This is a genomic window from Azospira sp. MPR-LB4 (assembly GCF_058809525.1).
This window is the reverse complement of record NZ_CM179521.1, coordinates 2,449,577-2,473,139: the sequence shown is the minus strand read 5'-3', so window position 1 is coordinate 2,473,139 and position 23,563 is coordinate 2,449,577. Positions and strand designations below refer to the sequence as shown.

Genomic DNA, 23,563 nt, shown 5'->3' with positions numbered 1-23,563 from the left:
GCCGGGTTGTTCCCGGTTCTAGGCGTTTGGCATTGTACGCCGGCCGCAGCGCGGGAGGGTCATGGCAGCACGGTGGTCAGGCGCCCTCCGCCTCCGCCAGGTGGGCCAGCAGGGCATCCACCACCCGGGCATCGAAACGGCTGCCGCGGCCCAGGGCCAGCTCCCGCAGCCCCTCTTCCCGGGAACGGGCGGCCCGGTAGGGGCGGTGGGAAATGATGGCGTCGAAGACGTCGGCCACGGCGATGATGCGGGCTTCCAGGCAGATGTCCTCGCCCGCCAGCCCCTGGGGATAGCCGCTGCCGTCCACCCGTTCGTGGTGCTGGTGCACCATGTCGGCGATTGGCCAGGGAAAATCGATGCCGCACAGGATTTCGTAACCCACCTGGGGGTGGTAGCGGATGATTTCCAGTTCCGGCGGCGACAGCTTCCCCGGCTTGCCGAGAATGTCGAGGGGGACGGATATCTTGCCGATGTCGTGGATACGGGCGCCCAGCTGCAGCCCCTGGCGCTGCTCTTCATCAAGCTCCAGGCGGCGGGCGATGGCCTCGCACAGGGTCGCCACCTGGTTCTGGTGGCCGGCGGTGTAGGCGTCCCGCTTCTCGATGGCCAGGGCGATGGCATCCACCGTCCGGCTGAAGGAGGCCGCCAGCTGGGCGCTGTGGTGCAGGGCCGCTTCCTGGGCGGCGCGCAGGGGCGTCAAATCCTCGTGGGCCACCACGGCCCGGATCGGGCCGCCATCGTCGGGGAAAGGGGAAACGGTGAGCAGGAACCAGCGCCGCTCCGTGGGCGAGTGGCAGGGATACTCGATCTGGAACTTGGGCGACCGCCCCTTGAGCACGGCCCGGATGCCGCCGGCAATGCGGCGGGCCAGTTCCATCTCTTCGGCACTGCACCGGGCACAGGGCTGGCAGCCCTGCATGCCGTCGAGCAGTTGCAGGTAGTTGAGGCCCAGGCCGTAGCCGGGGGAACGGCCGCAGTTGCTGTCGGCGAAGCGTTTCCAGGCCTCGTTCACCGCCACGATGGTGCCCGCTCCGTCGAGCAGGGCGATATGGGCGGTCATGGCGTCCATGATGGGCCGGAAGCGGGCTCCGGCTTCCTCGAATGGCGGCCTGGCAACGGGCTCCCCCAGGGACGGGAGGGGTTCGCAGAGTGTCATGATGGCTTGGCCTATTACTTATGGCTTAGTTCATCATACGCCTTTGATGCGGCCAAACCAGCCCTTGCGGTGGCCGCCCGGCGGACTAGAATGCGGCCCGTTGCCCGGCCGCCCGGCCGGCTCCCCAACCTGCCCGGCAGCACCCGGAGAACGACCATGAAGATCAACGACATTCCCCTCGGCGGACGTTTCGTCCTGGAAGGCCAGACCTACGTCAAGACCGGCCCCATGATGGCCCGCGGCGAAGGCGGCGAAACCCGGGTGGTGCCCCGCTACATGGTGCTGCAGGCCGCCGACGGCGCCGTTGCCGGCACCCCTGCCGCCGCGGCGCCGGCGGCGGACCGGGCCGCCCTGGGCCAGGCCTGGTCCCGCTTCTACGCCGAATGCCGCCAGCTGGTGCCGCCCCAGGCCCAGGGCCAGCTGGAAGCCGCCCGGCAGCGCTTCCTCGCCGCCAGCGGCCTGGAGGACGGGCAATAGGGCCGGCCGCGGGAAATGCCGGGAGCGGAAACAGGACGGAAGGGAAAAGGGACGGCGGAAATGAAAATGGACACCCGGAGGTGTCCATTTTCTGAAACTTGGCGCGCCCGGCGCGATTCGAACGCACGACCCCTGCCTTCGGAGGGCAGTACTCTATCCAGCTGAGCTACGGGCGCAAAAGGGACGGCAAGAATACCCGGTTTTTCCCCGGGCGTCCATGCCCGCCCTTGGGATCACTCTGACTTTGCGGATATAATTCGCCCCTCGCACCCTCCCCCCGGCATGAAATAAAAGGAATTTTCCCCATGGCTGACCAACAAAACCACTCCAGCAAGTCCATCATGTACTGGTCGATCGCGATTGCGATCGTCCTCATGGTGGCCCTCGTTCCCCTGTCCAAGCTGGGCAAGGGCACCGCCGGCGGCGCCAGCGCCGAAGACGCCGATGCCCGCATCGCTCCCGTGGCCAAGGTGGCCCTGCAGGTGGCCAGCGCCGCCGCTCCCGCCGGCCCCGTCGATCCCAAGGCCACCTACAACGGCGTCTGCGCCGCCTGTCACGCTTCCGGCGCTGCCGGCGCTCCCAAGGCCGGCGACAAGGCTGCCTGGGCTCCCCGCATCGCCGCGGGCAAGGACACCCTGTACAAGAACGCCATCGGCGGCAAGGGCGCCATGCCTCCCAAGGGCGGTTCCAGCCTGAGCGACGACGACTTCAAGAAGGTGGTGGATTACCTGGTCGGCCTGTCCAAGTAAGCCGCGACGGACCGGAGCTTTCCGGTCCCGCAAAAAAGGGCGCCGGATCGCAAGATCCGGCGCCCTTTTTTCATGCTGCAGCGGCCTTCGGGTTGGCCGCGTAAACCTTACTTCTTGGCGGGTTCGGCAGGCTTTACTTCGGGCTTGGCGGCCTCGGCCTTTTCAGCCTTCTCGCCGGCCTGCTCGGCCTTCTTCTCCACCTTCTTGTGGCCGTGCTTCACGGCCGGCTTGGCCTCGGCCTTCGCTTCCGCCTTCACTTCGGCCTTCGGTGCTTCCACCGCAGCCTTGGCCGGTGCGGCAGCAGGCGCCGCAGGAGTAGCGGGGGTGGCCGGCGTGGCGGGAGCCTGGGCGAAAGCGGTACCGAAAGCAGCGAAGAGGGCAACAGCGATGAGGTTCTTGGTCATTTCTCTATCTCCTGAAATTTGGCTTGTCCTTCCGGTCGCGAAACCATTTCGCTCCCTTGAGGGCAATAACGCCAACCACCAACTTCCGGTTTGCAGGTGAACGGTAACTCCCCGTAACGCCGTGTAACGCGGCCGGGAGCAGGAATAGGGAAAGAGACGGGACGGGCTCAGCTTTCGCCGCTGCCCAGCATGTTGCGCAGGTTGGCGAAGCGGGCCTTGCTGGTGGCCTTGTCCGGCTCGGCGGCCGCCTTGCCGCCGCTGATGCGCAGGTCGTTGCCCATTTCGGCGATGAAGCGGGAGGGTTCGCAGGGATACATTTCCTTGCCCTGCTTGCGCTTCTCGCACCAGGAGAGGTGCAGGTGCTGCCGCGCCCGGGTGATGCCGACGTACATCAGGCGCCGTTCCTCCTCCACCGTGCCCGACTCGACCGAGCTGCTGTGGGGCAGGATGCCCTCCTCCACCCCCACCAGGAAGACGTTCTTGTATTCCAGGCCCTTGGCGGCGTGCAGGGTGGACAGCTGCACCGCGTCGAACTCGCTGTCCTCGTTCTGCTTGTCCAGCATGTTGATGAGAGCGATGGTCTGGGTCAGGTCGATGAGGGTCTTTTCGTCCTTCTCGCCCTTGCCCGCCAGCCACTGGGAAAACTCCCGCACGTTGCCCCATTTGCTGTCGGCGGCCCGGGTCTCCTCGTGGTCGTAGAGCCAGGCCTCGTAGCCGATGGCGGTGAGCATGTCGTTCAGCACTTCGCCGGCGGGCTCCCGCAGTGCCCGCTGCTCGACCCGGTTGATGAACTCGCAGAACTGCAGCAGGGGCTCCAGCTGGCGGTGGCTGACGCGCTGGGCGAAGCCTTCCTCGAAGGCGGCGGCGAAGAGGGAGATGTGGCGTTCGCCGGCATAGGTGCCGAGGGCCTCCAGGGTGGTGCCGCCGACGCCCCGCTTGGGCGTGGTGACGGCGCGGATGAAGGCCGGATCGTCGTCCTGGTTGGCCAGCAAGCGCAGGTAGGCGATGACGTCCTTGATCTCGGACTTCTCGAAGAAGCTGGTGCCGCCGGACATGACGTAGGGCACCCGGTTGTTGCGCAGGTGGGTTTCGAACAGCCGGGCCTGGTGGTTGGAGCGGTAGAGGATGGCGTAGTCGGAGAACTTGCTGCGCTTCTCGAACTTGTCGGCTAGCAGCTTCATCACCACCGACTCGGCCTCGTGCTCGTTGTCGCGGCAGACGCTGCCGCGGATGGCCTCGCCGTGGCCCAGGTCGGACCACAGCTTTTTCTCGAACAGCTTTTCGTTGTTGCCGATGACGTTGTTGGCGGCCTGCAGGATGCGGGCGGTGGAGCGGTAATTCTGCTCCAGCATGATCAGCTTCAGGTTGGGATAGTCCCGCGGCAGGCCCCGCAGGTTTTCCACATCGGCGCCGCGCCAGCCGTAGATGGCCTGATCGTCGTCGCCCACGGCGGTGAACATGGCCCGGGGCCCGGTCAGCAGCTTCAGCAGCTGGTACTGGCAGGCGTTGGTGTCCTGGTATTCGTCCACCAGCAGGTAGCGCAGGCGGTTCTGCCACTTGTCGCGGATCTTCGGGTGTTCCTGGAAGAGCTGCATCGGCAGCAGGATCAGGTCGTCGAAATCCACCGCCTGGTAAGCCTTGAGGGTGGCGGCGTAATCCCGGTAGGCCTTGGCGGCGAGGACCTCGATCTCGCTCTTGGCCTCGGCGGCGGCCTGGTCCGGCGACTTCATGGCGTTCTTCCAGCCGGAGACGAGCCACTGGATGCTGCGGATGGTGGCCTTGTCCACGCTGGCCGAGAGGTCGGCGAAGATGCTGTAGCAGTCGGTGGAATCGAAGATGGAGAACTTGGGCTTGTAGCCCAGGGCCTTGGCCTCCTCCCGCAGGATGCGCACGCCCAGGGAGTGGAAGGTGCAGATGGTGAGGCCGGCGGTGGAGCCGCCCTGGAGCAGCTGGCCGACCCGTTCCTGCATTTCCCGGGCCGCCTTGTTGGTGAAGGTGATGGCGGCGATGTTGGCCGGGTTCATGCCGCATTCCTGGATCAGGTAGGCGATCTTCTGGGTGATCACCCGGGTCTTGCCCGAGCCGGCGCCGGCCAGGACGAGCAGGGGGCCGTCCAGGTAGTAGATGGCTTCGCGCTGGGGCGGATTCAGGCTGTGCAGGGGAACGGGGCTGGACACGGGATCAGGGGGCTTTCGGCAGGGCAGAAACGCCGCGCCCCGGCAGAGCGGGGCGCGGGTGATTCGGTGGGGCAGATTTTAGTCCATTTCGGAGCGGCCTGTGCCGCGCCGGGAGGCATTGCCAGGAAGAAGGAGGGACGCCACTCTCCGGCATGCACCGCCGGAAAGCCGCGTCCCTCCTGACTCCCGGGCCGGGTTACTTGAGCAGACTGCCGAAGACCTTGCCGATGACCTTGCTGCCGGTGCCGATGGGGTCCTTGCGGATGGCCTTCTCCTGCTCGGCGATGATCAGGTAGAGGCCGTCCAGGGCCTTGCGCGTGACGTAGTCGTCCAGGTTGGCGTCCTTGGCGTCGATGAGGTGGAACTTGGCGGCCTTGCCGGCGAACTGGTTGTACTTGTCCGCCAGCTGCACCTTGGCCGTGGCCTTCTTGACGATGGGCAGGAACTTTTTGGCCAGGGGCTCGGAGGTGCTGCGCTTGAAATACTGGGTGGCCGCATCGTCGCCGCCGCCGAGGATGCCCTGGGCGTCCTTCACGCTCATTTCCTTGACCGCCTTCACCAGCAGGGGCTTGGCTTCCACCACCGCCGCCTCCGCCGCCCGGTTCATGGTTTCCACCAGCTGGTCGGCCTGCTTGCCGGCGCCGAATTTCTTCATCATCTCGGCGGCATCCTCCAGGGCGCCGGGCAGGGGAATGCGCACCTTGTCGTTGCCGAGGAAGCCGTCGGTCTTGCCCAGCTGGCTCACCGCCACCTCGGCGCCCCGGGTCAGGGCTTCCTTGAGACCGGAGACGGCCTCGCCGTTGCTCACCTGGGCGGCGGCCGGCATGCTGATGACAAGGGCCGTCAAAATGCCCACAATGCAGCGTCCGCCGAAGCGATTGATGACCGTGTTCAATTCCATAGCCTGCTCCTGATGATGATGTCCCGGGGCCACAAGCTTATCCTGCTGCTCGCCGTGCTCGCAATGAGCGGCGCCATGCTGACCTTTCTCGGCAAGCGGCAGGCCGCCCCGGCGGTCGAACTGAAGGTGCTGGGCGCCCCCGGCGTCAGCCTGGCCCAGCTGCGCGGCAAGGTGGTGATCCTGCAGTTCTGGGCCACCACCTGCGGCGACTGCGACCACACCCTGGCCGAACTGGCCCAGCTGCACCGCCGCTACCAGGCCCGGGGCCTGGAGACCCTGGCGGTGGCCATGGTTTACGACCAGCCGCGCCAGGTGGCCAGCTACGCCTACGCCAACAGCCTGCCCTTCCGCGTCGCCCAGGACGATGGCAGCGCCGCCCGGGGTTTCGCCCTGGGCAGTGCCAATCCGCCCCTGACCTTCCTCCTCGACCGCAGCGGCCGCATCGCCCAGCGCCTGCCCGGCAAGCCCGATCCCGGCCGCCTGAGGGCCATGGTGGAAAAGCTGCTGGCGGAACGGCCTTGAGGAAACCCCCCTGGCCACAGAGGGCATCCCCCAACGGGACTTCCTTCAGGGCGCAGAAATCACAGCGGGGAAAAACCCTGGGCGGCACGGCCTGATGCACCCCAGGCGTGATGGTGGCATTGTCTTTCCTCTGTGATCTCTGTGCCCTCTGTGGCTAAAAGCAAGCCCTCACCGCCGCAGCTTGCGGTAGAGGGTCCGTTCGCTGACTCCCAGGGCCGGGGCCAGGGTGCGCACGTCGGCGCCCGGGCGGGCCATCAGCCAGGCCAGATAGCGCTGCTCCAGTTGCGCCAGGGGCAGCGGGCCCGGCACCCGGAAACTGTCGTCCGCCCCGCCGCCCACGCCCTCCGCCAGGGCCTTGCTCTCGCCGCCGTCATCCGCCACCTCGGCCAGCTTGGCGGCGCTGATTTCCTCGCCGTCGCTCATCAGGGTGGCCCGTTCGATGAGGTTGCGCAGCTCCCGGATGTTGCCTTCCCAGTTGCGGCCCGCCAGCCAGGCCAGGGCCTCGGCGGAGAAGTGGCGGCCGGGCCGGTGGTCCACCCGCTCCAGCAGGGAGGCGGCCAGCAGGGGAATGTCCTCCCGCCGTTCGGCCAGGGACGGGGTGTGGATGGGAAAGGTGTTGAGCCGGTAGTAGAGGTCGCGGCGGAAACGCTCCTGGCGCACCATTTCCTTCAGGTCCCGGTGGGTGGCGGCCACCAGGCGGAAGTCGGCGCGCAGGGTGTCCACGCCGCCGACCCGACGGTAGGTGCCGGTCTCCAGCAGGCGCAGCAGCTTGACCTGGAGGGCCGGCGGCAGTTCGCCGATCTCGTCCAGGAACAGGGTGCCGCCGCTGGCCGACTCCACCAGACCCAGCTTGCGGAAGGCGGCGCCGGTGAAGGCGCCCTTCTCGTGGCCGAACAGTTCGCTCTCGAACAGGTTTTCGGTGAGGCCGGTGCAGTCCACCGCCACGAAGGGACTGTCCCGCCGCCCGCTGGCCTCGTGCACCGCCTGGGCCACCAGTTCCTTGCCGGTGCCGGTTTCCCCCAGCAACAGCACCGTGGCCTGGGCCGGCGCCACCCGCAGCACCTTTTCCAGCATCTGCTGGAAGGCCGGCGAGCGCCCCACCAGGCCCTGGGCGGCCGGCCGGCTGCTGGCCTGCTGCACCATGCGCAGGGTTTCGACGAAGTAGACGATGCGCCCTTCCTGGTCCCGCACCGGCGTGGTTTCCACGTCCACGTGCTCCTCGCCCCGGGGCGTGTGGTGCAGGTGCAGGACGCGGCGGGAGGCGCCCTCCTCCTGGGACAGCTTGAGGGGGCAGGATTCTCCGGCCTGGTCGCAGGGCACGGTGAAGTGGTGGGAAACCTCGTAGCAGCGCCGCCCCAGGATGGAGGCGACGCCGCCGCTGCCGCTGCCGGCGTATTCCCGGCGGTAGGCCTTGTTGGCGGCGACGATGCGGTAATCCGCGTCCATCACGATGCGGGGCTCGGGCAGGCCGTCGAGGAAGGAGATGAGCTCGTTGAGCTGGCTGGCCGAATAATCCATGGGCGAATCTTCTGCCGATTCTGTCAGTTGTGCAATTATTTGCCGCCATATTTGACAAGCAATGGCCCGCAAGCGCCCGCCCCGAGCCCCGGACAAAACACAAGCCATTGATTAAATGGAAACTCCAGGCAGGCGCCGGGGCTGGCACGGCTCTTGTTATGGAATGGACAGGAAACCGGTTTCAAGCCCCGTCCGCAGCCTCTCCGACACGGCATCCTCCCCTCCCGGGCGTGGGACAAGACTCCGGTTTCCACCACTTTCCAACCAGGAGTCGTTTGTGTTCATTTTCCGGCAGCTGCGGGACAGCAGCAGCGCCACCTACACCTACCTGATCGGCTCCCGGGCCAGTCGGGCAGCCCTGCTGGTGGACCCGGTGGCCGAGCAGTCGCCCCTCTACCTGGGCCTGCTGGGCGAACTGGAACTGAACCTGGCCTGCGTGGTGGACACCCACCTGCACAGCGACCACCTTTCCGCCGCCCCCACCCTGATCCGGCATACCGGCTGCCTCTACGCCGCCGGCCTGTGCAGCGGCATCGGCGGCACCGACCGGCAGCTGGCCGACGGCGACAGCCTGGACCTGGCCGACCTGCACCTGGAAGTGCTGGCCACCCCGGGCCACACCCCCGGCTGCATCACCCTGCTCTGGGAAGACCGCCTGCTGACCGGCGACGCCCTGCTCATCGGCAGCTGCGGCGCCACCGGCGAACCGGGCGGCAATGCCGGCACCCATTACGACAGCGTCACGCGAAAACTGCTGCCCCTGCCCGACGAACTGTTAGTCTTCCCCGGCCACGACCGGGACGGCCGCCGCGTCAGCTGCATCGGCGACGAGCGCCAGGGCAATCCCCTGTTCTGCGGCATCAGCCGCGACGAATTCATGGCCCAGGACCGTTCCCAGCCCATGGGCGAACGGGCCGAGGCCATGCTTGCAGCCAATCGCCAGGGCGGCGGTTCGGTCCTGCGTGAACGGTCGCCCGTATCTCCAAATAACTAAAGCCCGAGAGGAAATGATCCATGAGCGCTAACGCCCCAGAGCAGCCGCAGCCCGACAACGGCGATACCGGCAGCCTCTACGAAAAGCACAAGACGATCCACGCCCGCACCGCCCACGGTCGCTTCGCCAACTGGCGGATCTTCCTGGTGCTGTTCACCCAGCTGCTGTTCTACGGCACCCCCTGGCTGATGTGGAACGACCGCCAGGCCGTGCTGTTCCACCTGGTGGAGCGCAAGTTCTACATCTTCGGCCTGGTGCTGTGGCCCCAGGACGTCTTCTACCTGGCCATCCTGCTCATCATCTCGGCCTACGGCCTGTTCCTGGTGACCGCCGTCGCCGGGCGCCTGTTCTGCGGCTACGCCTGTCCCCAGACGGTCTACACGGAAGTGTTCATGTGGATCGAGAACTGGATCGAGGGCGACCGCCCGGCCCGCATGAAGCTGGAGAAGGCGCCCATGGACGCCCGCAAGCTCCGCATCAAGGCCACCAAGCACGCCCTCTGGCTGATCCTCTCCGTCTTCACCGGCTTCACCCTGGTGGGCTACTTCACTCCCATGAGCGAGCTGCTGACGGAGCTGAAGACCTTCAGCTTCGGCCCCTGGGAGACCTTCTGGACCTTCTTCTACGGCGGCTTCACCTACATGATGGCCGGCTTCATGCGCGAGCAGGTGTGCAAGTACATGTGCCCCTACGCCCGCTTCCAGAGCGTCATGTTCGACCCGGACACCCTGATCATCACCTACGATCCCGAGCGCGGCGAACCCCGGGGCACCCGCAAGAAGGGCGCCGATCCCAAGGCCCTGGGCCTGGGCGAGTGCGTCGATTGCGGCATCTGCGTCCAGGTCTGCCCCACCGGCATCGACATCCGCAACGGCCTGCAATATGAGTGTATCGGCTGCGCCGCCTGTATCGACGCCTGCGACGAGGTGATGGACAAGGTCAATTACCCCCGGGGCCTGATCCGCTACTCCACCGAAAACGCCATGGCCCGCCATCTCACCAAGAAAGAGATCCTGGGCCACGTGGTGCGGCCGCGCATCCTCCTCTACTCCGTGATCCTGGCCGCCATCACCCTGACCACCGCCTGGTTCATCGCCCACCGCATCCCGCTCAAGGTGGACGTCATCCGCGACCGCGGCGCCCTGGCCCGGGAAACGGACATGGGCCTGATCGAAAACACCTTCACCCTGCGTTTCATGAACACCGACGAGCAGGCCCACCGCTACCGCATCAAGGCCACCGGCCTGGATGGCCTGGAAGTGGGCGGCGCCGCCGAAGTGGACGTGCCGGCAGCCACCACCACCTCCCTCATGACCTCCCTGCAGGTCCAGCCCGACGCGGGCAAGAAGGGCTCGAACCCCATCATGTTCGAGATCGAGGCCATGGATGGCTCCAACATCCGCATCCGGGAAAAAGCCGTCTTCATGCTTCCCTGAGAGCCTCTGACGAGGCTTCCATTCGGCCGGGTCGGCATCAGCCTTCCCGGCCTTTTTTTTGCCCGCAATTTGTCGAGAAATGCCAACTATTTCAGGGTTTCCCCTCTGCCTTTTGGCGTAACTTGGCCCCCATGCTGCAATGCAGCGGTGTGAGCCAAATAACAAGACAGGGGGTTGCATCATGATTTACCGGCTGCTGATGATGGGTCTGGTCCTTTCCTGGGGTGCCGTGCAGGCGGCCGACAACAGCGCTTCCGCCGCCCGCGCCTTCTGCGACAGCGGCAAGCTGGCCAAGGGTGCCGAAATCGCCGTGTTCCGCGGCTGCCTGGGCTGCCATACGGTGGACAGCAAGCGCATCGGCCCTTCCTACCAGGAGATCGCCAAGAAGTACCCCCACACGCCGGACGTGGTGGCCCAGCTGGCGAAGAAGATCCGCGACGGGGGCAAGGGCAACTGGGGCGAACTCTCCATGCCGGCCAACCCGGTGAGCGAGGCCGAAGCCCAGACCCTGGCTGAATGGGTCCTCTCCCTGGACGAGCCGCCGGCGCGCTACAGCAGCAATCCCTGAGCCCTAACTCCGGGGCCCGAGCATGGCCTCGGGCCGCACCCAGGCATCGAACTCCTCGGCCGTGACGTAGCCCAGGGCCAGGGCCGCCTGGCGCAGGGTGCTGCCGTCGCGGTGGGCCTGCTTGGCCACTGCCGCCGCCCGTTCGTAGCCGATGTGGGGCGCCAGGGCCGTGACCAGCATGAGGGAGCGTTCCAGCAGCTCATCCATGCGCTCCCGGTTGGGCACGATACCCACCACGCAATGGCGGCTGAAGCTTTCCATGGCATCCCCCAACAGGCGCGCGCTCTGCAGGAAGTTGTGGGCCAGCAGGGGCTTGAACACGTTCAGCTCGAAATTGCCGGAGGCGCCGCCGATATTGATGGCCACGTCGTTGCCGAAGACCTGGGCGCAGACCATGGTGAGGGCTTCGCACTGGGTGGGGTTCACCTTGCCCGGCATGATGGAGCTGCCCGGCTCGTTTTCCGGCAGGGCAATCTCCCCCAGGCCAGAGCGGGGACCGGAAGCCAGCCAGCGCAGGTCGTTGGCGATTTTCATGAGGGCCCCGGCCAGGGTCTTGAGGGCGCCGTGGGCAAAGAGCAGGGCCTCGTGGCCGGCCAGGGCGGCAAAGGGATTGGCTGCCGGCACGAAGGGCTGGGAGCAGCCATGGGCGAGCTTCTCCGCCACCCGTGCCCCGAACTCCGCATGGGTATTGAGTCCCGTGCCCACCGCCGTGCCGCCCGCCGCCAGTTGCCGCAATCCGGGCAGGGAGGCCTGGATGCCGCGCTCCGCCTGCTCCAGCTGGGCGACGTAACCGGAGAACTCCTGCCCCAGGGTGATGGGGGTGGCGTCCTGCAGGTGGGTGCGGCCGATCTTGATCAGGTCAGCGAATGCCTCCGCCTTGGCCGCCAGGGCCTGGCGCAACTCCGCCAGGGCCGGCAGCAGGCGGCCGTCCACGGCCAGGGTGGCCGCCACGTGGATGGCGGTGGGAAAGATGTCGTTGGAGGACTGGCCCAGGTTCACCTGGTCATTGGGATGCACCAGGCGCCCTTCGCCCCGGGGGCCGCCGAGCAGCTCCGAAGCCCGGTTGGCCAGCACCTCGTTCATGTTCATGTTGCTCTGGGTGCCGGAGCCGGTCTGCCACACGGAAAGGGGAAATTCCGCCGGGTGCCGACCCGCCAGCACCTCATCCGCCGCCGCCGCGATGGCCCCGGCCACGGGCGGGGGCAACAGACCCAGTTCACCATTCACTTGCGCCGCCGCCTGCTTGACCAGGGCCAGGGCACGGATCAGTTCAGGCGGCATGGTCTCGCTGGAAATGGCGAAGTGTTCCAGGGAACGCTGGGTCTGGGCGCCCCACAGGCGTTCCGCCGGCACGGCGATGGGACCGAAGGTATCGTGTTCGAGACGCTGGGACATGGGCCTTGCTCCGCTTGCACTGCCGGATTGGACCGGTGCCGGGCCGGAGGGTTGCGGCGCGGAGCTTCAGCCGGCGGCCCGCAGCCAGTCGGCCACGGTGCCGGCGGTGGGAATGCGGCCGGAGGACACCAGCTTGCCGTTGATCACCAGGCCCGGCGTCTGCAGCACGTCGTGGGCGATGATCTCGCCCATGTCGGTGATCTTCAGCACCTCCGCCTCGACGCCGGCCAGGGTCACCGCCTGCCGCGCCACCTCCTCCAGTTTCTTGCAGTTGGCACAGCCGGGGCCAAGCACTTTGATGGTCAGCATGGTCACACTCCTTTTGCGGAAAAACGGTTGGCCGCCGCCAGCAGCAGGCCCAGGCCGGCCATGGCGCCACCGATGCCCAGGACCAGCAGCAGGGGCGGGGCGCCATCCACCCAGGCGCCGTAGGTGAGGCCGGCGGCAGCGCTGAACAGGGCCACCAGGCCCACATAGGTCCAGGTCTTGGTGCGGCCGATGATGGCGGTGATGATGAGGATGCTCTGCAGGGACAGTTCCGGGTCCGACATCAGGTAGGCCAGCAGGGGGCCCCGGTGCATGCCCAGGTCGAGGAACATCTTGGCGATGGGCACCTCCACCAGGGTGGGGAAGTACATGAAGACGCCGAAGCCGACGCCAGCCAGATTGCCCAGCAGGGTGTTGCTGCCGGCCACCATCTCGATCCATTCCGGCCGCAACACCACCCGGATCATGCCGACGACGAAGACGCCGATCACCAGCAGGGGGAATATCTGTTTGACGAAGCGCCAGGACTCCCACAGCCAGGCCCGGCGATCCTCCGCCGTCAGGTGGCGGCTGCCCAGCCAGGTCAGTACGGCCAGAGCCAGGGCGACGCCGAGGAACTTGCCGCCCAGCCCCAGGCGCAGGCCGCCGGGCACCGCCTGCACCGAGAGGGCGGCCACCAGCAGGGTCAGGGCCACCAGGGAGAGGCACAGGCGGGTCCAGCCGTTGGCCCCGGCCTCGATGTTCTCCAGGCCTAGGCGGGCGCTGAGGCCGATGCCGCCGAGCAGGCCGATGAGCAGCACGCCCTGGAGGGAGACGCCCTCCTCGCCGCGGCTGGCGTCATAGGGCACCAGGCGGTCGAGCAGGGCCTGCCAGTCGGCGCTGCCGGCCCAGGCCAGATCGAACTGCCACAGGCTGCCGGTGAGCAGGCCGACCTTCAGGGTACCGGCCAGGAGCAGGCCGATCCACACCAGGAGGAAGGCCAGGGCGCCCCGGGACAGGCCGGCGGCGGCCTGGGCGCTGAACAGGGCGTCCGTGGCCCGGTCCCGGGCACTGTCGTCGGCGCGGAAGAGCAGGGCCATGATCAGGCCGATGCCGATGGCGAACGTCAGGGACAGCAGCAGCCGGGCCACGGCCAGGTCCACGCCGATGATGCCGCCGGTGTAGACCAGGGCCAGGATGTTGGCCGCCGGCGCGAAGAAGAGGAAGGTGGTGGCCGGGCCGAGGCCAGCCCCCTTGCGGTAGATGCCGGCAAAGAGGGGCACGATGGTGCAGGAGCAGACCGCCAGCACCGAACCGGCGGCGGCGGCGGCCGGGTAGGAGACCGTCTTGGGTGTCTGCCGCCCGAGAAAGCGGGTGATGGTTTCCTTGGGAATGAGGGCCGCCATGGCCCCGGCAATGCAGAAGGCCGGCAGCAGACAGAGCAGCACATGAGCCGCCAGGTAGGCCGCCAGGTTCCCCAGGCCGCCCCGGATCAGGGCTTGCAACAGCGACAGCAGGTCTTCCAAGACTATCCTCCGCCAAGACTCACCCCCCCAATGGTACGCCCCGCGGCGGGCCGAGGTAAGCGGCGACGGCAGCGACTCAGGGGCGGGCGGTCCGGGCTGCCACCTTCTGCCGCCAGCGGCGCAGGCCGGTGTAGAACAGCAGCAGGGGCAGCAGGCCGGCCAGGGCCGTCAGCAGGCGTCCGGGCAGGCCGAAGGCCTCGCCGTTGTGCAGGGGATGGAGCCAGTTGAAAAGGCTGTCGGCGACGCTGCCCTGCTCCGGCCGGCGCAGGGCCAGGACTTCACCGCTGGCGGCGTCGATCCACATCAGGGTGTGGGGAAAGCGCCGGCTCGGGTCCCCCGGCTGGTAGATGCGCAGGCGGTAGTTGCCGCCGCCCGCCGGCGGCGTCTCCAGCCAGCGCACCTCGCCCCCGGGCAGGTGTTGGCGGGCGATCTCCAGGGCCTGCTGGGGAGCGATGAGGATGGCGCCGGATTCGGCCGCAGGGGCCGGCAGCGCATCCACGGGCGAGAACAGGGCGAGGACGGGCTTGAACCAGGCCGGCTGCTCCAGCATGGCGCCGCTCAGGGTCAGCAGCAGCAACAGGGGCAGGCCGTAAATGCCGCCGAGGACGTGCCAGTCGTAGATGCGGCGCTGGCTGCTGCGCCCCGCCCCCGGCCGCAGGGCCGCCCCCAGGCGCCTGGGCGACGGCCACCAGAGATAGACGCCGAGCCCCAGCAGGAGCAGCAGCAGGAGGGAAGCGGCGCCGAGCAGGGTGCGCCCGCTGCGGTCCAGCAGCAGGGTGAAATGGAGGTCGTAGAGCCAGGTGGCGGCGAAGTCGCCCCAGAAGCGCTGGCTGGTGATCTGCAGGCGGTAGGGGTCCACCGTCACCAGCAGGGGGGCGAAGCCCAGGCCGGCCTTTTCCTCGGGCTGGTAGTAGCGGGCCGTCAGCGGCTGCCCGGGGTCCATGGGCAGTTCCAGGCGCCAGCCGCCGTTGCGCCCGGGATGGGCCGCTTCGAGCAGGGCGTAAATCCGGTCCAGGGATTGGGGCTGGCAGGGAGTGCCGGCGGGAGACTGGCACGGCGGCGGCGCCACCACCAGTTCCGGGTTGAGCAGCCGGTCCCCTTCCACATAGAAGACCAGCAGGGAGCCAGTGAGGCCGAGCAGGCAGAACAGCAGGCCCAGGCTCAGGCCCAGCCACTGGTGCAGAGCCAGCAGCCAGGCCCGGCAGCGCCGTCGCCAGGACCTCATGCCGCCTCCAGGGGGTCCGCCGGCCGGCCTCAGAACTTGACGTTGACGGTGGCGTAGGCGGCCCGGCCGTCGCCCCGGGAATGCAGGTCGCGCACCGTGTTGTCGTACCACCAGACGTACTCGTAGTAGCGGTCGGCCAGGTTCTTGATCTGGAATTCCAGGGTGGTATCGCGCCGCAGCTGGTAGGCGGCGGAAACGTTGAGCAGGTTGTAGCCGCCGAACTTGGCGGTGCTGTTGGTGCGCTCCAGGTAGTAGCTGCTCTGGCCGTTGGCCCACAGGGACAGCTTCAGGTCCGGCGTCGCCTGGTAATCCGCCCCCAGGGAGTAGATGCGGTGCGGCACGTGGTCCACTTCCTTGCCCTGGGAGGCCGGATTGGCGGCCTCGGCCTGGGTGATGATGGCCCGCTGGAAGGCGACGCCGCCCCACAGGCGCCACTGGCTGCCGAGTTTGGCGGACAGTTGCAGGTCCAGGCCGCGGCGGCGGGTGTCGCCGATGTATTCGGAGTCGTTGGAAGCGCCGTTGAGCACCCGGCGGGCCTCGTTGCTGGCCTTCTGCTGCCACAGGGCCACCCGCCCTTCGACCCCAGCGACGGGTGCCAGCTTCAGCCCCAGTTCCCAGCCGTCGTTGAGGGAGGGTTCCATGTTGTCGCTGCGGCCCACCTTGTAGGAGCCGGTGCCGACACCCACCTGGAAGGTGCGACCGGCGTTGCCGTAGAGGCTGTAGCGGGGGTCCGGGGTATAGACGACGCTGAACTTGGGCTGGTTGATGAGACCGTAGTCGTTGATGTCGTAGGTGCGGCCGTTCAGGTTATTGGTGTAGCTGCCGCGGATGGCGTCCACCCGGTAGCCGGGAATCAGCTTCCACTGGGGCGTCGGCTGAATCACCGCCTGCACATAGGCGCCATAGATGTCGAAATCGAAGGCCTGGTTCCAGCGGGTGGTGGTGCGTACCCGGTTGGCGGTCAGGTAGCGTTCGCTGTGGTTCTCCTGCCACTGGGCGTCGACGCCGCCTTCGATGGCCACCGCATGGGCCCAGCTGACCTCGGGACGATAGGTGAGGTTGGAGAGGAAGCCGTAGTGGTTTTCCTCGGTCAGGCGTTCCTGCTGGGAGGCCGCGGCGGAGAAGCGCACCCAGCGCTTGTCCGTGTATTCGTTGGCATAGACCCGGGTGGTCCAGTAGAGGCGGTCGTTGATGGCCGTCTCCAGGTGGCCGCTGACCTGGTTCATGCGGCGAATGCCACCGTCAGTGGCATTGCGGGCCAGGGACTGGTCCGGGTTGTTGCTGTTCTCTCCCGCCGTCAGATAGCCCGGCTCCTGGGCCTCGCTCTCGTAGTGGCGGGCAATCAGGCCGACCCGGGTGGAACCGCTGTCGGGGGTGTAGAACCACTTGCCGGCGAAGGTGGAGCGGTCGGCCTGGCTGTGGTCCCGCTGGCCGTTGCTGTGCTGGGTGGCGACGAAGTAGTTCTGGGACAGGCCGTCCTGCTCGATGGCCTTGGACAGCTGCAGCTCGTTGCTGCCGAAGCTGCCGGCCCCCAGGCGCAGGCGGGTGTCGTTGCCGCCGATGCGGGTGATCACGTTGGCGTTGCCGGCAATGCTGTGCAGGCCGTTGCGCGAGTCGTTGGTGCCGCGCACCACTTCGATGGCGTCGATGTCCTGGGCGAAGACCATGTCCAGGTAGGGCATGTTGCCGTCGTTGCTGTTGCTGGGGATGCCGTCGATGAGCAGCTTCACCGCGTTGATCTCGCCCTCGCCGTTGAAGCCGCGGATGGAGAACTTGCCGCCCCAGTTGCCCTGGCCGAAGCTGGTGACCTGGGCCCCAGGCACCAGATTGAACAGTTCCCAGGCGAACTTGGCGTTGCGCGATTCCAGGTTCTCGCCCGCCAGCACGTCCACCGAACTGAGGATGCGGCGGGTCGGCAGGGGACCTTCTTCCTGGCCCCGCACCGTCACCTCGCCCAGGACCAGGGAAGCATCGCCGGATTGGGCCAGGGCGGTCAGGGTGAAGGAACCGAGGCAGCAGAGGGAAACGGCGCGGGCGATCTGGGTCAGCATGGGGCCACCGGGGCAAAAAAGGAGGGGCGATTATAGGAGCCGCCCCTGCCCTGGCCCTGCGACAAAAAGTCGCATTTCCGTACGGTGTTGTACGGGGTTATGCCTCCTTCATTGAGGCTGCCGGCGGCCCCGCCTCCTGCAGACGGGGTTCGGCGTCGATCAGGGCCTGCAGGGTATGCAGGGCCTCTTCCAGGTTGAAGTCGTCGATCTGGGCGGCCAGGGTGCGCACCTCCGCCCCCAGGGCGGCCTCCAGCGTGGGGCGCAGACTCTGGAAGGTGCGGGAGGCGTCCAGGTCGTCCACCGCCAGCTGGCGCTGCAGGACCTCCACCTCCCGGCCCAGCTGTGCCCAGTCGATGCCCGGGGCCGCTGCCTCAACCGCTCCCTCCAGACCTGCGAGGGCCGCATTGAATTCGGCCAGGGCCCCTTCCAGCCGGGCCAGGCGCGCATCCACCTCGGCCTGGGGCAGGCTGCCGCGCAGGGCCTCTTCCAGGGCCAGGGTGTGGGCCTGGATGGCAGCGAGTCCGAGGGAGCCGGCCAGGCCCTTGAGGGTATGCACCACCCGGGCGGCCTCGGCCGTTTCGCCGAAACCGAGACAGGCTTCGATGCGGCGGCCGTCGCCGCCGTGGTCGACGGAAAACTTGCGCAGGAACTGGGCCAGCCGGGTCCGGTTGCCCCGCACCACCCGCAGGGCCTGGGCCAGCTCCAGGCCGGGAACGGCCTCCAGGGCGGCTGCCAGGGCATCGGCCGTCGCCGCCGGCGCCTCGGCGGCAGGCAGCGGCGGCCGCACCACCACGTCCCGGCCGGGTTCGGGCAGCCAGCGCAGCAGGGTGCCGTAGAGCTGGTCCGGGTCCACCGGCTTGGCCACATGGTCGTTCATGCCGGCGGCGATGCACAGGTCCCGGTCTTCGCTGAAGGCGTTGGCGGTCATGGCCAGGATCGGGGTGCCGGCATAGCCCGGCAGGGCCCGGATCTGGCGGGAGGCCTCCAGGCCGTCCATCACCGGCATCTGGATGTCCATCAGGATCAGGGCGTAGGCCTTGCCCCGGGCCAGTTCCAGGGCCTCCTTGCCGTTCTCCGCCAGGTCCACCGCCAGGCCCACGTGGCGCAGCAGTTCCAGGGCCACCTCCTGGTTGAGGGGATTGTCCTCCGCCAGGAGGATGCGCTGGTTGCGGTAGCGGGCCAGGCTGCGCTCCATCTCGTCCCCCGGGCTGCGGGACAGGGGCGGGGTGTCGCCGAAGGCCCCTTCCAGGGCCACCAGGACGCTGGCCGGCGTCACCGGCTTGGCGATGAAGGCGGCAAAGCCTGCTTCACTCAGGGCCGTGGCGGGGATGTCCTTGGCGGCGCTGACCAGCAGCTGCTGGGGCTGCACGTTGAGGGGCAGGGTCCGGATGCACCGCCCTGTCTCCAGCCCGTCGGGCGGCGGCATCAGCCAGTCCAGCAGCACCAGCTGGTAGGGGTCCCCCAGCCGGTCCGCGGCCAGGACCGCATCCAGGGCCGCCTCGCCGGAAGCCGCCGTATCCACCCGGGTGCCCAGGGCCGCCAGGGTGTGGGCCAGGGATTCCCGCGCGTCCTCGCTGTCGTCCACCGCCAGGGCCCGCAGATTGCGGGGCAGGCAGGGCGGCAGCTCCAGATGGTCGTGGGCGGCGACGCTGCCGAAGGGGGCCTCGATCCAGAAGGTGCTGCCCTTGCCCGATTCGCTGTCCACCCCGACCCGGCCGCCCATCATCTCCGCCAGACGCCGGGAAATGGCCAGGCCCAGGCCGGTGCCGCCGTACTGCCGGGTGGTGGAGACGTCGGCCTGGGTAAAGGCCTGGAACAGGCATTGCTGCTGCTCCCGGCTGAGGCCGATGCCCGTGTCCGCCACCTCCAGTCGCACCCACAGGCTGTCGGCCTCCTGGCGGGCGACGTAGCCGCGCACGACGACGCTGCCCCGCTCGGTGAACTTCACCGCATTGCCGACGAAGTTGAGCAGCACCTGGCCCAGGCGCAGGCCGTCGCCGTGCAGGGCGGGAGGCAGGCGGGCGATGTCCACCACCACCTCCAGGCCCTTGGCCTCGGCCTTCTCGGCCACCAGGGTGCACACGTTGTGGATGACCCGGTCCACCTCGAAATCCGTCGGCTCCAGGCTCATCTTGCCGGCCTCGATCTTGGAGAAGTCCAGGATGTCGTTGATGATGCCCAGCAGGTGGTGGGCGGCGTTGCTGACCTTGTCCAGCTGCTGGCGCTGGCGCTCGGTGGCGATGTCGCGGCGGATCAGGTGGGTGAGGCCGATGATGGCGTTCATCGGGGTGCGGATCTCGTGGCTCATGTTGGCCAGGAAGGAACTCTTGGAACGGTTGGCCGCCTCCGCCGCCTCCTTGGCCGCCGCCAGCTCGGCGGTGCGGGCCGCCACCAGTTCCTCCAGCTGGTTCTGGTAGCGCAGCAGGGCCCGCTCGTTTTCCTTGGCCTCGGTGATGTCGGTCCACACCGAGGAGAGATAGTCCCGCCCGTTCAGGCGCAGCACCTTCACCGTCACCCAGAAATCCCGCAGGCTGCCGTCCTTGTGGCGGCGCTGGTTCTCGAAGGCCGCCTCGCGCTGGGCCAGGATCTGGGCCCGGCGCGCATCCACCCCGGCCCGGTCGTGCACGCCCTGGATGTCGTAGACGCTGAGCTTGGCGAACTCCTCCCGGGTGTAGCCGAGACACTCGCATGCGGCATCGTTGAACTCGGCGAAGGTCATGGTTTCGGCGTCGATCAGCACGATGCCGATGGCGGCCTGGTTGGTGATGGAGCGGAAGATCTTCTCCCGCTGCTTGAGGGTCTCCGAGGCGTCCTTGATGGCGGTGATGTCCTGCACCATGCCGATGCCGCGCAGGGGCTTGCCCGCCTCGTCGAATTCCAGTTCGGCCCGCTGCCGCACCCACTTAACCGTACCGTCCACCACCATGCGGTGCTCGATGTCGAACTCGGCCCCCTCCAGGGCTGCCAGCCAGGCGGAGCGCACCCAGGCCCGGTCGTCCCCATGCACCTGGGCGAGGAATTCATCGAAGCCGACGCCGTGGTCCCAGGGCACGCCCAGCAGGTGGTGGGCCTCTTCGGACCAGTGCAGCAGGTTGGCGGGAATGTCGATTTTCCAGCTGCCGATGCGGGCCACCGTCTGGGTCCGCTTCAGGGCCGCCTCGCTCTGCCGCAGGGTTTCCTGGGACTGGTGCAGGGGAGTGATGTCCCGGGCCACCCCGAGCACCCCCAGCACCACCCCGTCCCGGTCATAGATGGGCGTCTTGATGGTTTCCACCAGCTCCCGGTGGCCGTCGGCGGCGAACACCAGCCATTCCTCGTTGCGGCTGGCATGGCCGAGGGCCATGGCGCGGCGGTCGTTGTCGCGGAAGAAGTCCGCCAGCTCCCGGCCGACGAAGTCATAGTCGGTGCGGCCGACGATTTCCGCCTCCCGGTGCCCGAAGAGGCTCTCGAAACGGGAGTTGCAGGCCAGATAGATGCCGGCGGGGTCCTTCAGCCAGACCAGGTCGGGCATGCCCTGGATGAGGGACTTGAGATGCTGGCGCTCGGCCTCCAGGGCGGCCTGCATGTGGCCCCGGGCCACCACCGCCTCGCGGAAGGCCAGCACGGCCTTGGCCATGTCGGTCAACAGGCCGCCGCCGGGCATCCGGCTCAGGTGCTCCACCTCCCGCAGGCTGAGCCCCCCGTCCTCGCTCAGGCTCAGCTGTTGCAGGGAATCGACGATCAGGGACAACTGACGGGTGACGAAATAGGTGACGAAGAACCACAGCAGCCCCATCACCGTGATGCCGAGCACGCCGATGAGCAGGGTGCGCTGGACGTAGTCGTCCATATTGCGCTCGGCGGCGTCGATGCGGGCGTGGGTGCGCTGGGTCAGCAGGGCCGATACGTTCTGCGCATGTTCGGCAAAGGCCAGGTAGCGGGCCGTGGCCTGGGCCACGTGGCTGTCCGCCACCCGCAGGTCCACGGCGATGATGTCCGTGGCCATGATGCTGTAGTGCTGGTAGTCCTTGAAATCCACCAGGATCTGCTTCAGTTCCCCATCCACCTCCGGCCCCAGGCCGGGGACGTTGGACAGCCGCTGCAGCAGGGATTCCATGTCCTTCAGGCGGTCCACCACCTGCACGTGCACCTGGTAGGCGGCAGCCTCCTCCACGGTGCCGGCCTTGGCCTGGCGCAGAGTGGCGTTGATCAGCTGCTGCACCGCCAGCATGTCGTGCCCCAGGCGGGAGGCATCCGCCACCATCTGCAGGTCGTTGACCTGCTGCAGGTTGGACAGCTGCTGCTCGTCCCGCAGGGAGGAAAGGGACCAGTAACTGTAGGCCGCCGCCATGACCACCACCAGGATCACTGGCAGGAAGAAGATGAGGAAGAAGGTGAAACGACGTTTCATGGCTTGTGCAGCAGTTCAGGCCAGCGCCGGGGGGGGATGCTGGCAACGTAGATGAAACCCTTGTCTCCCAGGGGCCGGATGATGACTGCCGTGCCTTCCGGCTTGACGAAATAGCCCATGAGGTCCGCCAGGTTCGGCGCATGGGCCAGCACCACCCGGTTGGTGCCGGCCGGCACCGGCAGGGAGAGCAGGCGGCGGGTGTTTTCCAGGATCGGCCGCTTTTCCTCCGTCGTCAGGTTGGCGGTGTACATGAGCAGGGGATCCACCGTGTAGTGCCTGCCGAAGGCCGCCTCGGCCGACTCCTTGGCCCGGCACAGGGGGCTGACGAAAATGTCGCCCAGCGGAATGCGGGCCTCCCGCAAGGCCTGCCCCACCTCCGTCATCAGCTGGCGTCCGGCCTCGGTCAGGGGCCGCTGGGTGGCGCAGTCGTTGAGGTCCACGGCCGGCACCCGGTCGGGCCGGGTGCTGTCGGTGATGCCATGGCGCAGGTAGATGACGTAGCCGCCCTCGCGCAGTTGCTGCAACTGCTCCCGGGTGGCCAGCTTCTCGACAAAGGCCGGCAGGGGCTCGGCCAGGGCACGGCCCCAGGGCACGAGCGCAGCCGCCAGGCAGAGCAGCAGGCGCAGCCGGGCAGCCAGGGCGGAATGGGATGAACGGCGCGTCATGAGGCGCCGTCCGCGTAGCGCTGGGCGATGTCGGCAAAGCGGTCCTGGATGGCCAGGAAGGCATCGACCACATCCGGATCGAAATGGGTGCCCCGCCCTTCCACCAGCAGGGCCACGGCCTGTTCCAGGGGAAAGGCCTTCTTGTAGTGGCGCTTGCAGGTGAGGGCGTCGAAGACATCGGCCAGGGCCATGAGGCGGGCCGGGATGGGGATGGCATCGCCCCGCAGACCCTGGGGGTAACCGGAGCCGTCCCACTTCTCGTGATGGCCCAGGGCGATGTGGCGGGCCACCACGAGAAAGTCCAGGGGCGTATTGCCCTGCAGCTCGTCCAGGCGCGCCCGGTCGCCCCCCACCACCCGTTCGATGGCCGCCTCGATGGCTTCGGCGCCGATCAGGCTGTGGGTCTTCATGATCTCGAATTCCTCCGGCGTCAGCCGGGCCGGCTTGAGCAGGATCTGGTCGGGAATGCCCACCTTGCCGATATCGTGCAGGGGGGCCGCCTTGGCGATGAGCTGGCGCTGGGCGGCGGAAAGGGCGTGGCGGAAGCGGGGATGATCCTGCAGCTGCTGCATCAGGGCCTCCACATAGGCCTGGGTGCGGTAGAGGTGGTTGCCGGTCTCGTTGTCCCGCTTTTCCGCCAGCAGGGCCAGGGCATTCAGGCTGACGTCCTTGATCAGGTCGTTCTCCCGCATGCGGCGGCTGACCTCGCCCTCCAGGTAGCCGTTCTGGTCCCGCAGCCAGTCCCGGGCGTCCTTCAGTTCCAGGTGGGTGCGCACCCGGGCCAGGAGGATGGCGGGGCGGATCGGCTTGGTGATGTAATCCACGGCCCCCAGGGAAAGGCGGTATTCCTCGTCCTGGTCGCCGTCCATGGCGGTGACGAACATCACCGGAATGTCCCGGGTATAAGGGTCCTGGCGCAGTTCGGCGAGCACGGCGTAGCCGTCCATCTCCGGCATCATCACATCCAGCAGGATCAGGTCCGGACGGGGATCGCTGCGCGCCACCTTGAGGGCCCGCATGCCGGAATTGGCGACCCGCACGCGGAAAAAGGGCTGCAGCAGGCCGCCGATGACCGTCAGGTTCTCCCCGGTATCGTCCACCACCAGGATGGTCTTGTCGCTGCGCCCGGCGGCGCCGTTTTCCCCCATGTCCCTATCCTTGTT

19 protein-coding genes and 1 tRNA gene are annotated in these 23,563 nt (G+C 67.8%); 6 read left to right on the top strand and 14 right to left on the bottom strand.

The features are described from left to right. Window positions 1-76 precede the first annotated feature (76 nt). On the bottom strand, window positions 77-1,069 hold the full coding sequence (locus AC3QLZ_RS11630; protein ID WP_416243373.1) for an HD domain-containing phosphohydrolase: 993 nt from the start codon (window positions 1,067-1,069) through the stop codon (window positions 77-79). 243 nt (window positions 1,070-1,312) lie between these two features. Between AC3QLZ_RS11630 and AC3QLZ_RS11625 the strand changes: the two genes are divergently transcribed. Beyond that, window positions 1,313-1,633: a hypothetical protein gene (locus AC3QLZ_RS11625; RefSeq protein WP_014236043.1), complete on the top strand. Its 321-nt coding sequence runs from the start codon at window positions 1,313-1,315 to the stop codon at window positions 1,631-1,633. A gap of 99 nt (window positions 1,634-1,732) precedes the next feature. Here AC3QLZ_RS11625 and AC3QLZ_RS11620 read toward each other — a convergent pair. Next, window positions 1,733-1,809 (bottom strand) — tRNA-Arg (locus tag AC3QLZ_RS11620). A 129-nt stretch (window positions 1,810-1,938) separates the two neighbouring features. Between AC3QLZ_RS11620 and AC3QLZ_RS11615 the strand changes: the two genes are divergently transcribed. Continuing rightward, a complete protein-coding gene (locus AC3QLZ_RS11615; protein ID WP_014236042.1) occupies window positions 1,939-2,382 on the top strand; it encodes a c-type cytochrome in 444 nt (147 codons plus the stop codon). A gap of 107 nt (window positions 2,383-2,489) precedes the next feature. Here AC3QLZ_RS11615 and AC3QLZ_RS11610 read toward each other — a convergent pair whose 3' ends face one another. The 3 genes from AC3QLZ_RS11610 to AC3QLZ_RS11600 form a co-directional block, all read right to left on the bottom strand. After that, entirely contained in the window at window positions 2,490-2,786 is a 297-nt protein-coding gene (locus AC3QLZ_RS11610; protein WP_014236041.1) for a hypothetical protein, read from the bottom strand. A 167-nt stretch (window positions 2,787-2,953) separates the two neighbouring features. Further along, window positions 2,954-4,963, bottom strand: a complete 2,010-nt coding sequence (locus AC3QLZ_RS11605) for a UvrD-helicase domain-containing protein (RefSeq protein WP_014236040.1) — start codon at window positions 4,961-4,963, stop codon at window positions 2,954-2,956. Between the two features lie 196 nt (window positions 4,964-5,159). After that, entirely contained in the window at window positions 5,160-5,864 is a 705-nt protein-coding gene (locus tag AC3QLZ_RS11600; RefSeq protein ID WP_014236039.1) for a DUF4197 domain-containing protein, read from the bottom strand. A 12-nt stretch (window positions 5,865-5,876) separates the two neighbouring features. Here AC3QLZ_RS11600 and AC3QLZ_RS11595 point away from each other — a divergent pair, with 12 nt between their 5' ends. Then, complete coding sequence (locus tag AC3QLZ_RS11595; protein ID WP_050804257.1) at window positions 5,877-6,386, top strand: TlpA family protein disulfide reductase; 510 nt, start codon at window positions 5,877-5,879, stop codon at window positions 6,384-6,386. A 168-nt stretch (window positions 6,387-6,554) separates the two neighbouring features. On the opposite strand, the gene AC3QLZ_RS11590 is transcribed toward AC3QLZ_RS11595, so the two are convergent. After that, window positions 6,555-7,904 carry a sigma-54 interaction domain-containing protein gene (locus tag AC3QLZ_RS11590; protein ID WP_014236037.1) on the bottom strand — a complete coding sequence of 450 codons (1,350 nt, stop codon included), beginning with the start codon at window positions 7,902-7,904 and terminating at the stop codon, window positions 6,555-6,557. Window positions 7,905-8,181: 277 nt separating this feature from the next. On the opposite strand from AC3QLZ_RS11590, the gene AC3QLZ_RS11585 reads away from it, so the two are divergent. The 3 genes from AC3QLZ_RS11585 to AC3QLZ_RS11575 all read left to right on the top strand — a co-directional run bounded on the left by AC3QLZ_RS11585 (window position 8,182) and on the right by AC3QLZ_RS11575 (window position 10,902). Further along, complete coding sequence (locus AC3QLZ_RS11585) at window positions 8,182-8,898, top strand: MBL fold metallo-hydrolase (protein WP_014236036.1); 717 nt, start codon at window positions 8,182-8,184, stop codon at window positions 8,896-8,898. A 20-nt stretch (window positions 8,899-8,918) separates the two neighbouring features. Further along, on the top strand, window positions 8,919-10,334 hold the full coding sequence (gene ccoG / locus AC3QLZ_RS11580; RefSeq protein ID WP_014236035.1) for a cytochrome c oxidase accessory protein CcoG: 1,416 nt from the start codon (window positions 8,919-8,921) through the stop codon (window positions 10,332-10,334). 181 nt (window positions 10,335-10,515) lie between these two features. After that, the gene (locus tag AC3QLZ_RS11575) at window positions 10,516-10,902 is read left to right on the top strand and encodes a c-type cytochrome (protein WP_014236034.1); all 387 of its coding nucleotides are present in this window, start codon (window positions 10,516-10,518) and stop codon (window positions 10,900-10,902) included. Window positions 10,903-10,905: 3 nt separating this feature from the next. Here AC3QLZ_RS11575 and fumC read toward each other — a convergent pair whose 3' ends face one another. The 8 genes from fumC to AC3QLZ_RS11535 form a co-directional block, all read right to left on the bottom strand. Further along, complete coding sequence (gene fumC / locus AC3QLZ_RS11570) at window positions 10,906-12,297, bottom strand: class II fumarate hydratase (protein ID WP_014236033.1); 1,392 nt, start codon at window positions 12,295-12,297, stop codon at window positions 10,906-10,908. A 66-nt stretch (window positions 12,298-12,363) separates the two neighbouring features. Next, a complete protein-coding gene (locus AC3QLZ_RS11565) occupies window positions 12,364-12,606 on the bottom strand; it encodes a thioredoxin family protein (protein WP_014236032.1) in 243 nt (80 codons plus the stop codon). Window positions 12,607-12,608: 2 nt separating this feature from the next. Beyond that, a complete protein-coding gene (locus tag AC3QLZ_RS11560; RefSeq protein ID WP_014236031.1) occupies window positions 12,609-14,069 on the bottom strand; it encodes a permease in 1,461 nt (486 codons plus the stop codon). A gap of 76 nt (window positions 14,070-14,145) precedes the next feature. Continuing rightward, a complete protein-coding gene (locus tag AC3QLZ_RS11555) occupies window positions 14,146-15,294 on the bottom strand; it encodes a PepSY-associated TM helix domain-containing protein (protein WP_014236030.1) in 1,149 nt (382 codons plus the stop codon). A gap of 29 nt (window positions 15,295-15,323) precedes the next feature. Then, window positions 15,324-17,345 (bottom strand): TonB-dependent receptor, encoded by a 2,022-nt coding sequence (locus tag AC3QLZ_RS11550; RefSeq protein ID WP_014236029.1) that lies wholly within the window; start codon window positions 17,343-17,345, stop codon window positions 15,324-15,326. Between the two features lie 97 nt (window positions 17,346-17,442). Next, entirely contained in the window at window positions 17,443-21,735 is a 4,293-nt protein-coding gene (locus AC3QLZ_RS11545; RefSeq protein ID WP_014236028.1) for a PAS domain S-box protein, read from the bottom strand. Then, entirely contained in the window at window positions 21,732-22,400 is a 669-nt protein-coding gene (locus AC3QLZ_RS11540) for a histidine phosphatase family protein (protein WP_014236027.1), read from the bottom strand. The genes AC3QLZ_RS11545 and AC3QLZ_RS11540 overlap by 4 nt, the downstream gene beginning before the upstream one ends. After that, window positions 22,397-23,548 (bottom strand): response regulator, encoded by a 1,152-nt coding sequence (locus tag AC3QLZ_RS11535; RefSeq protein WP_014236026.1) that lies wholly within the window; start codon window positions 23,546-23,548, stop codon window positions 22,397-22,399. Before AC3QLZ_RS11535 ends, AC3QLZ_RS11540 begins: the two co-directional genes overlap by 4 nt. Between the last annotated feature and the right edge of the window lie 15 nt (window positions 23,549-23,563).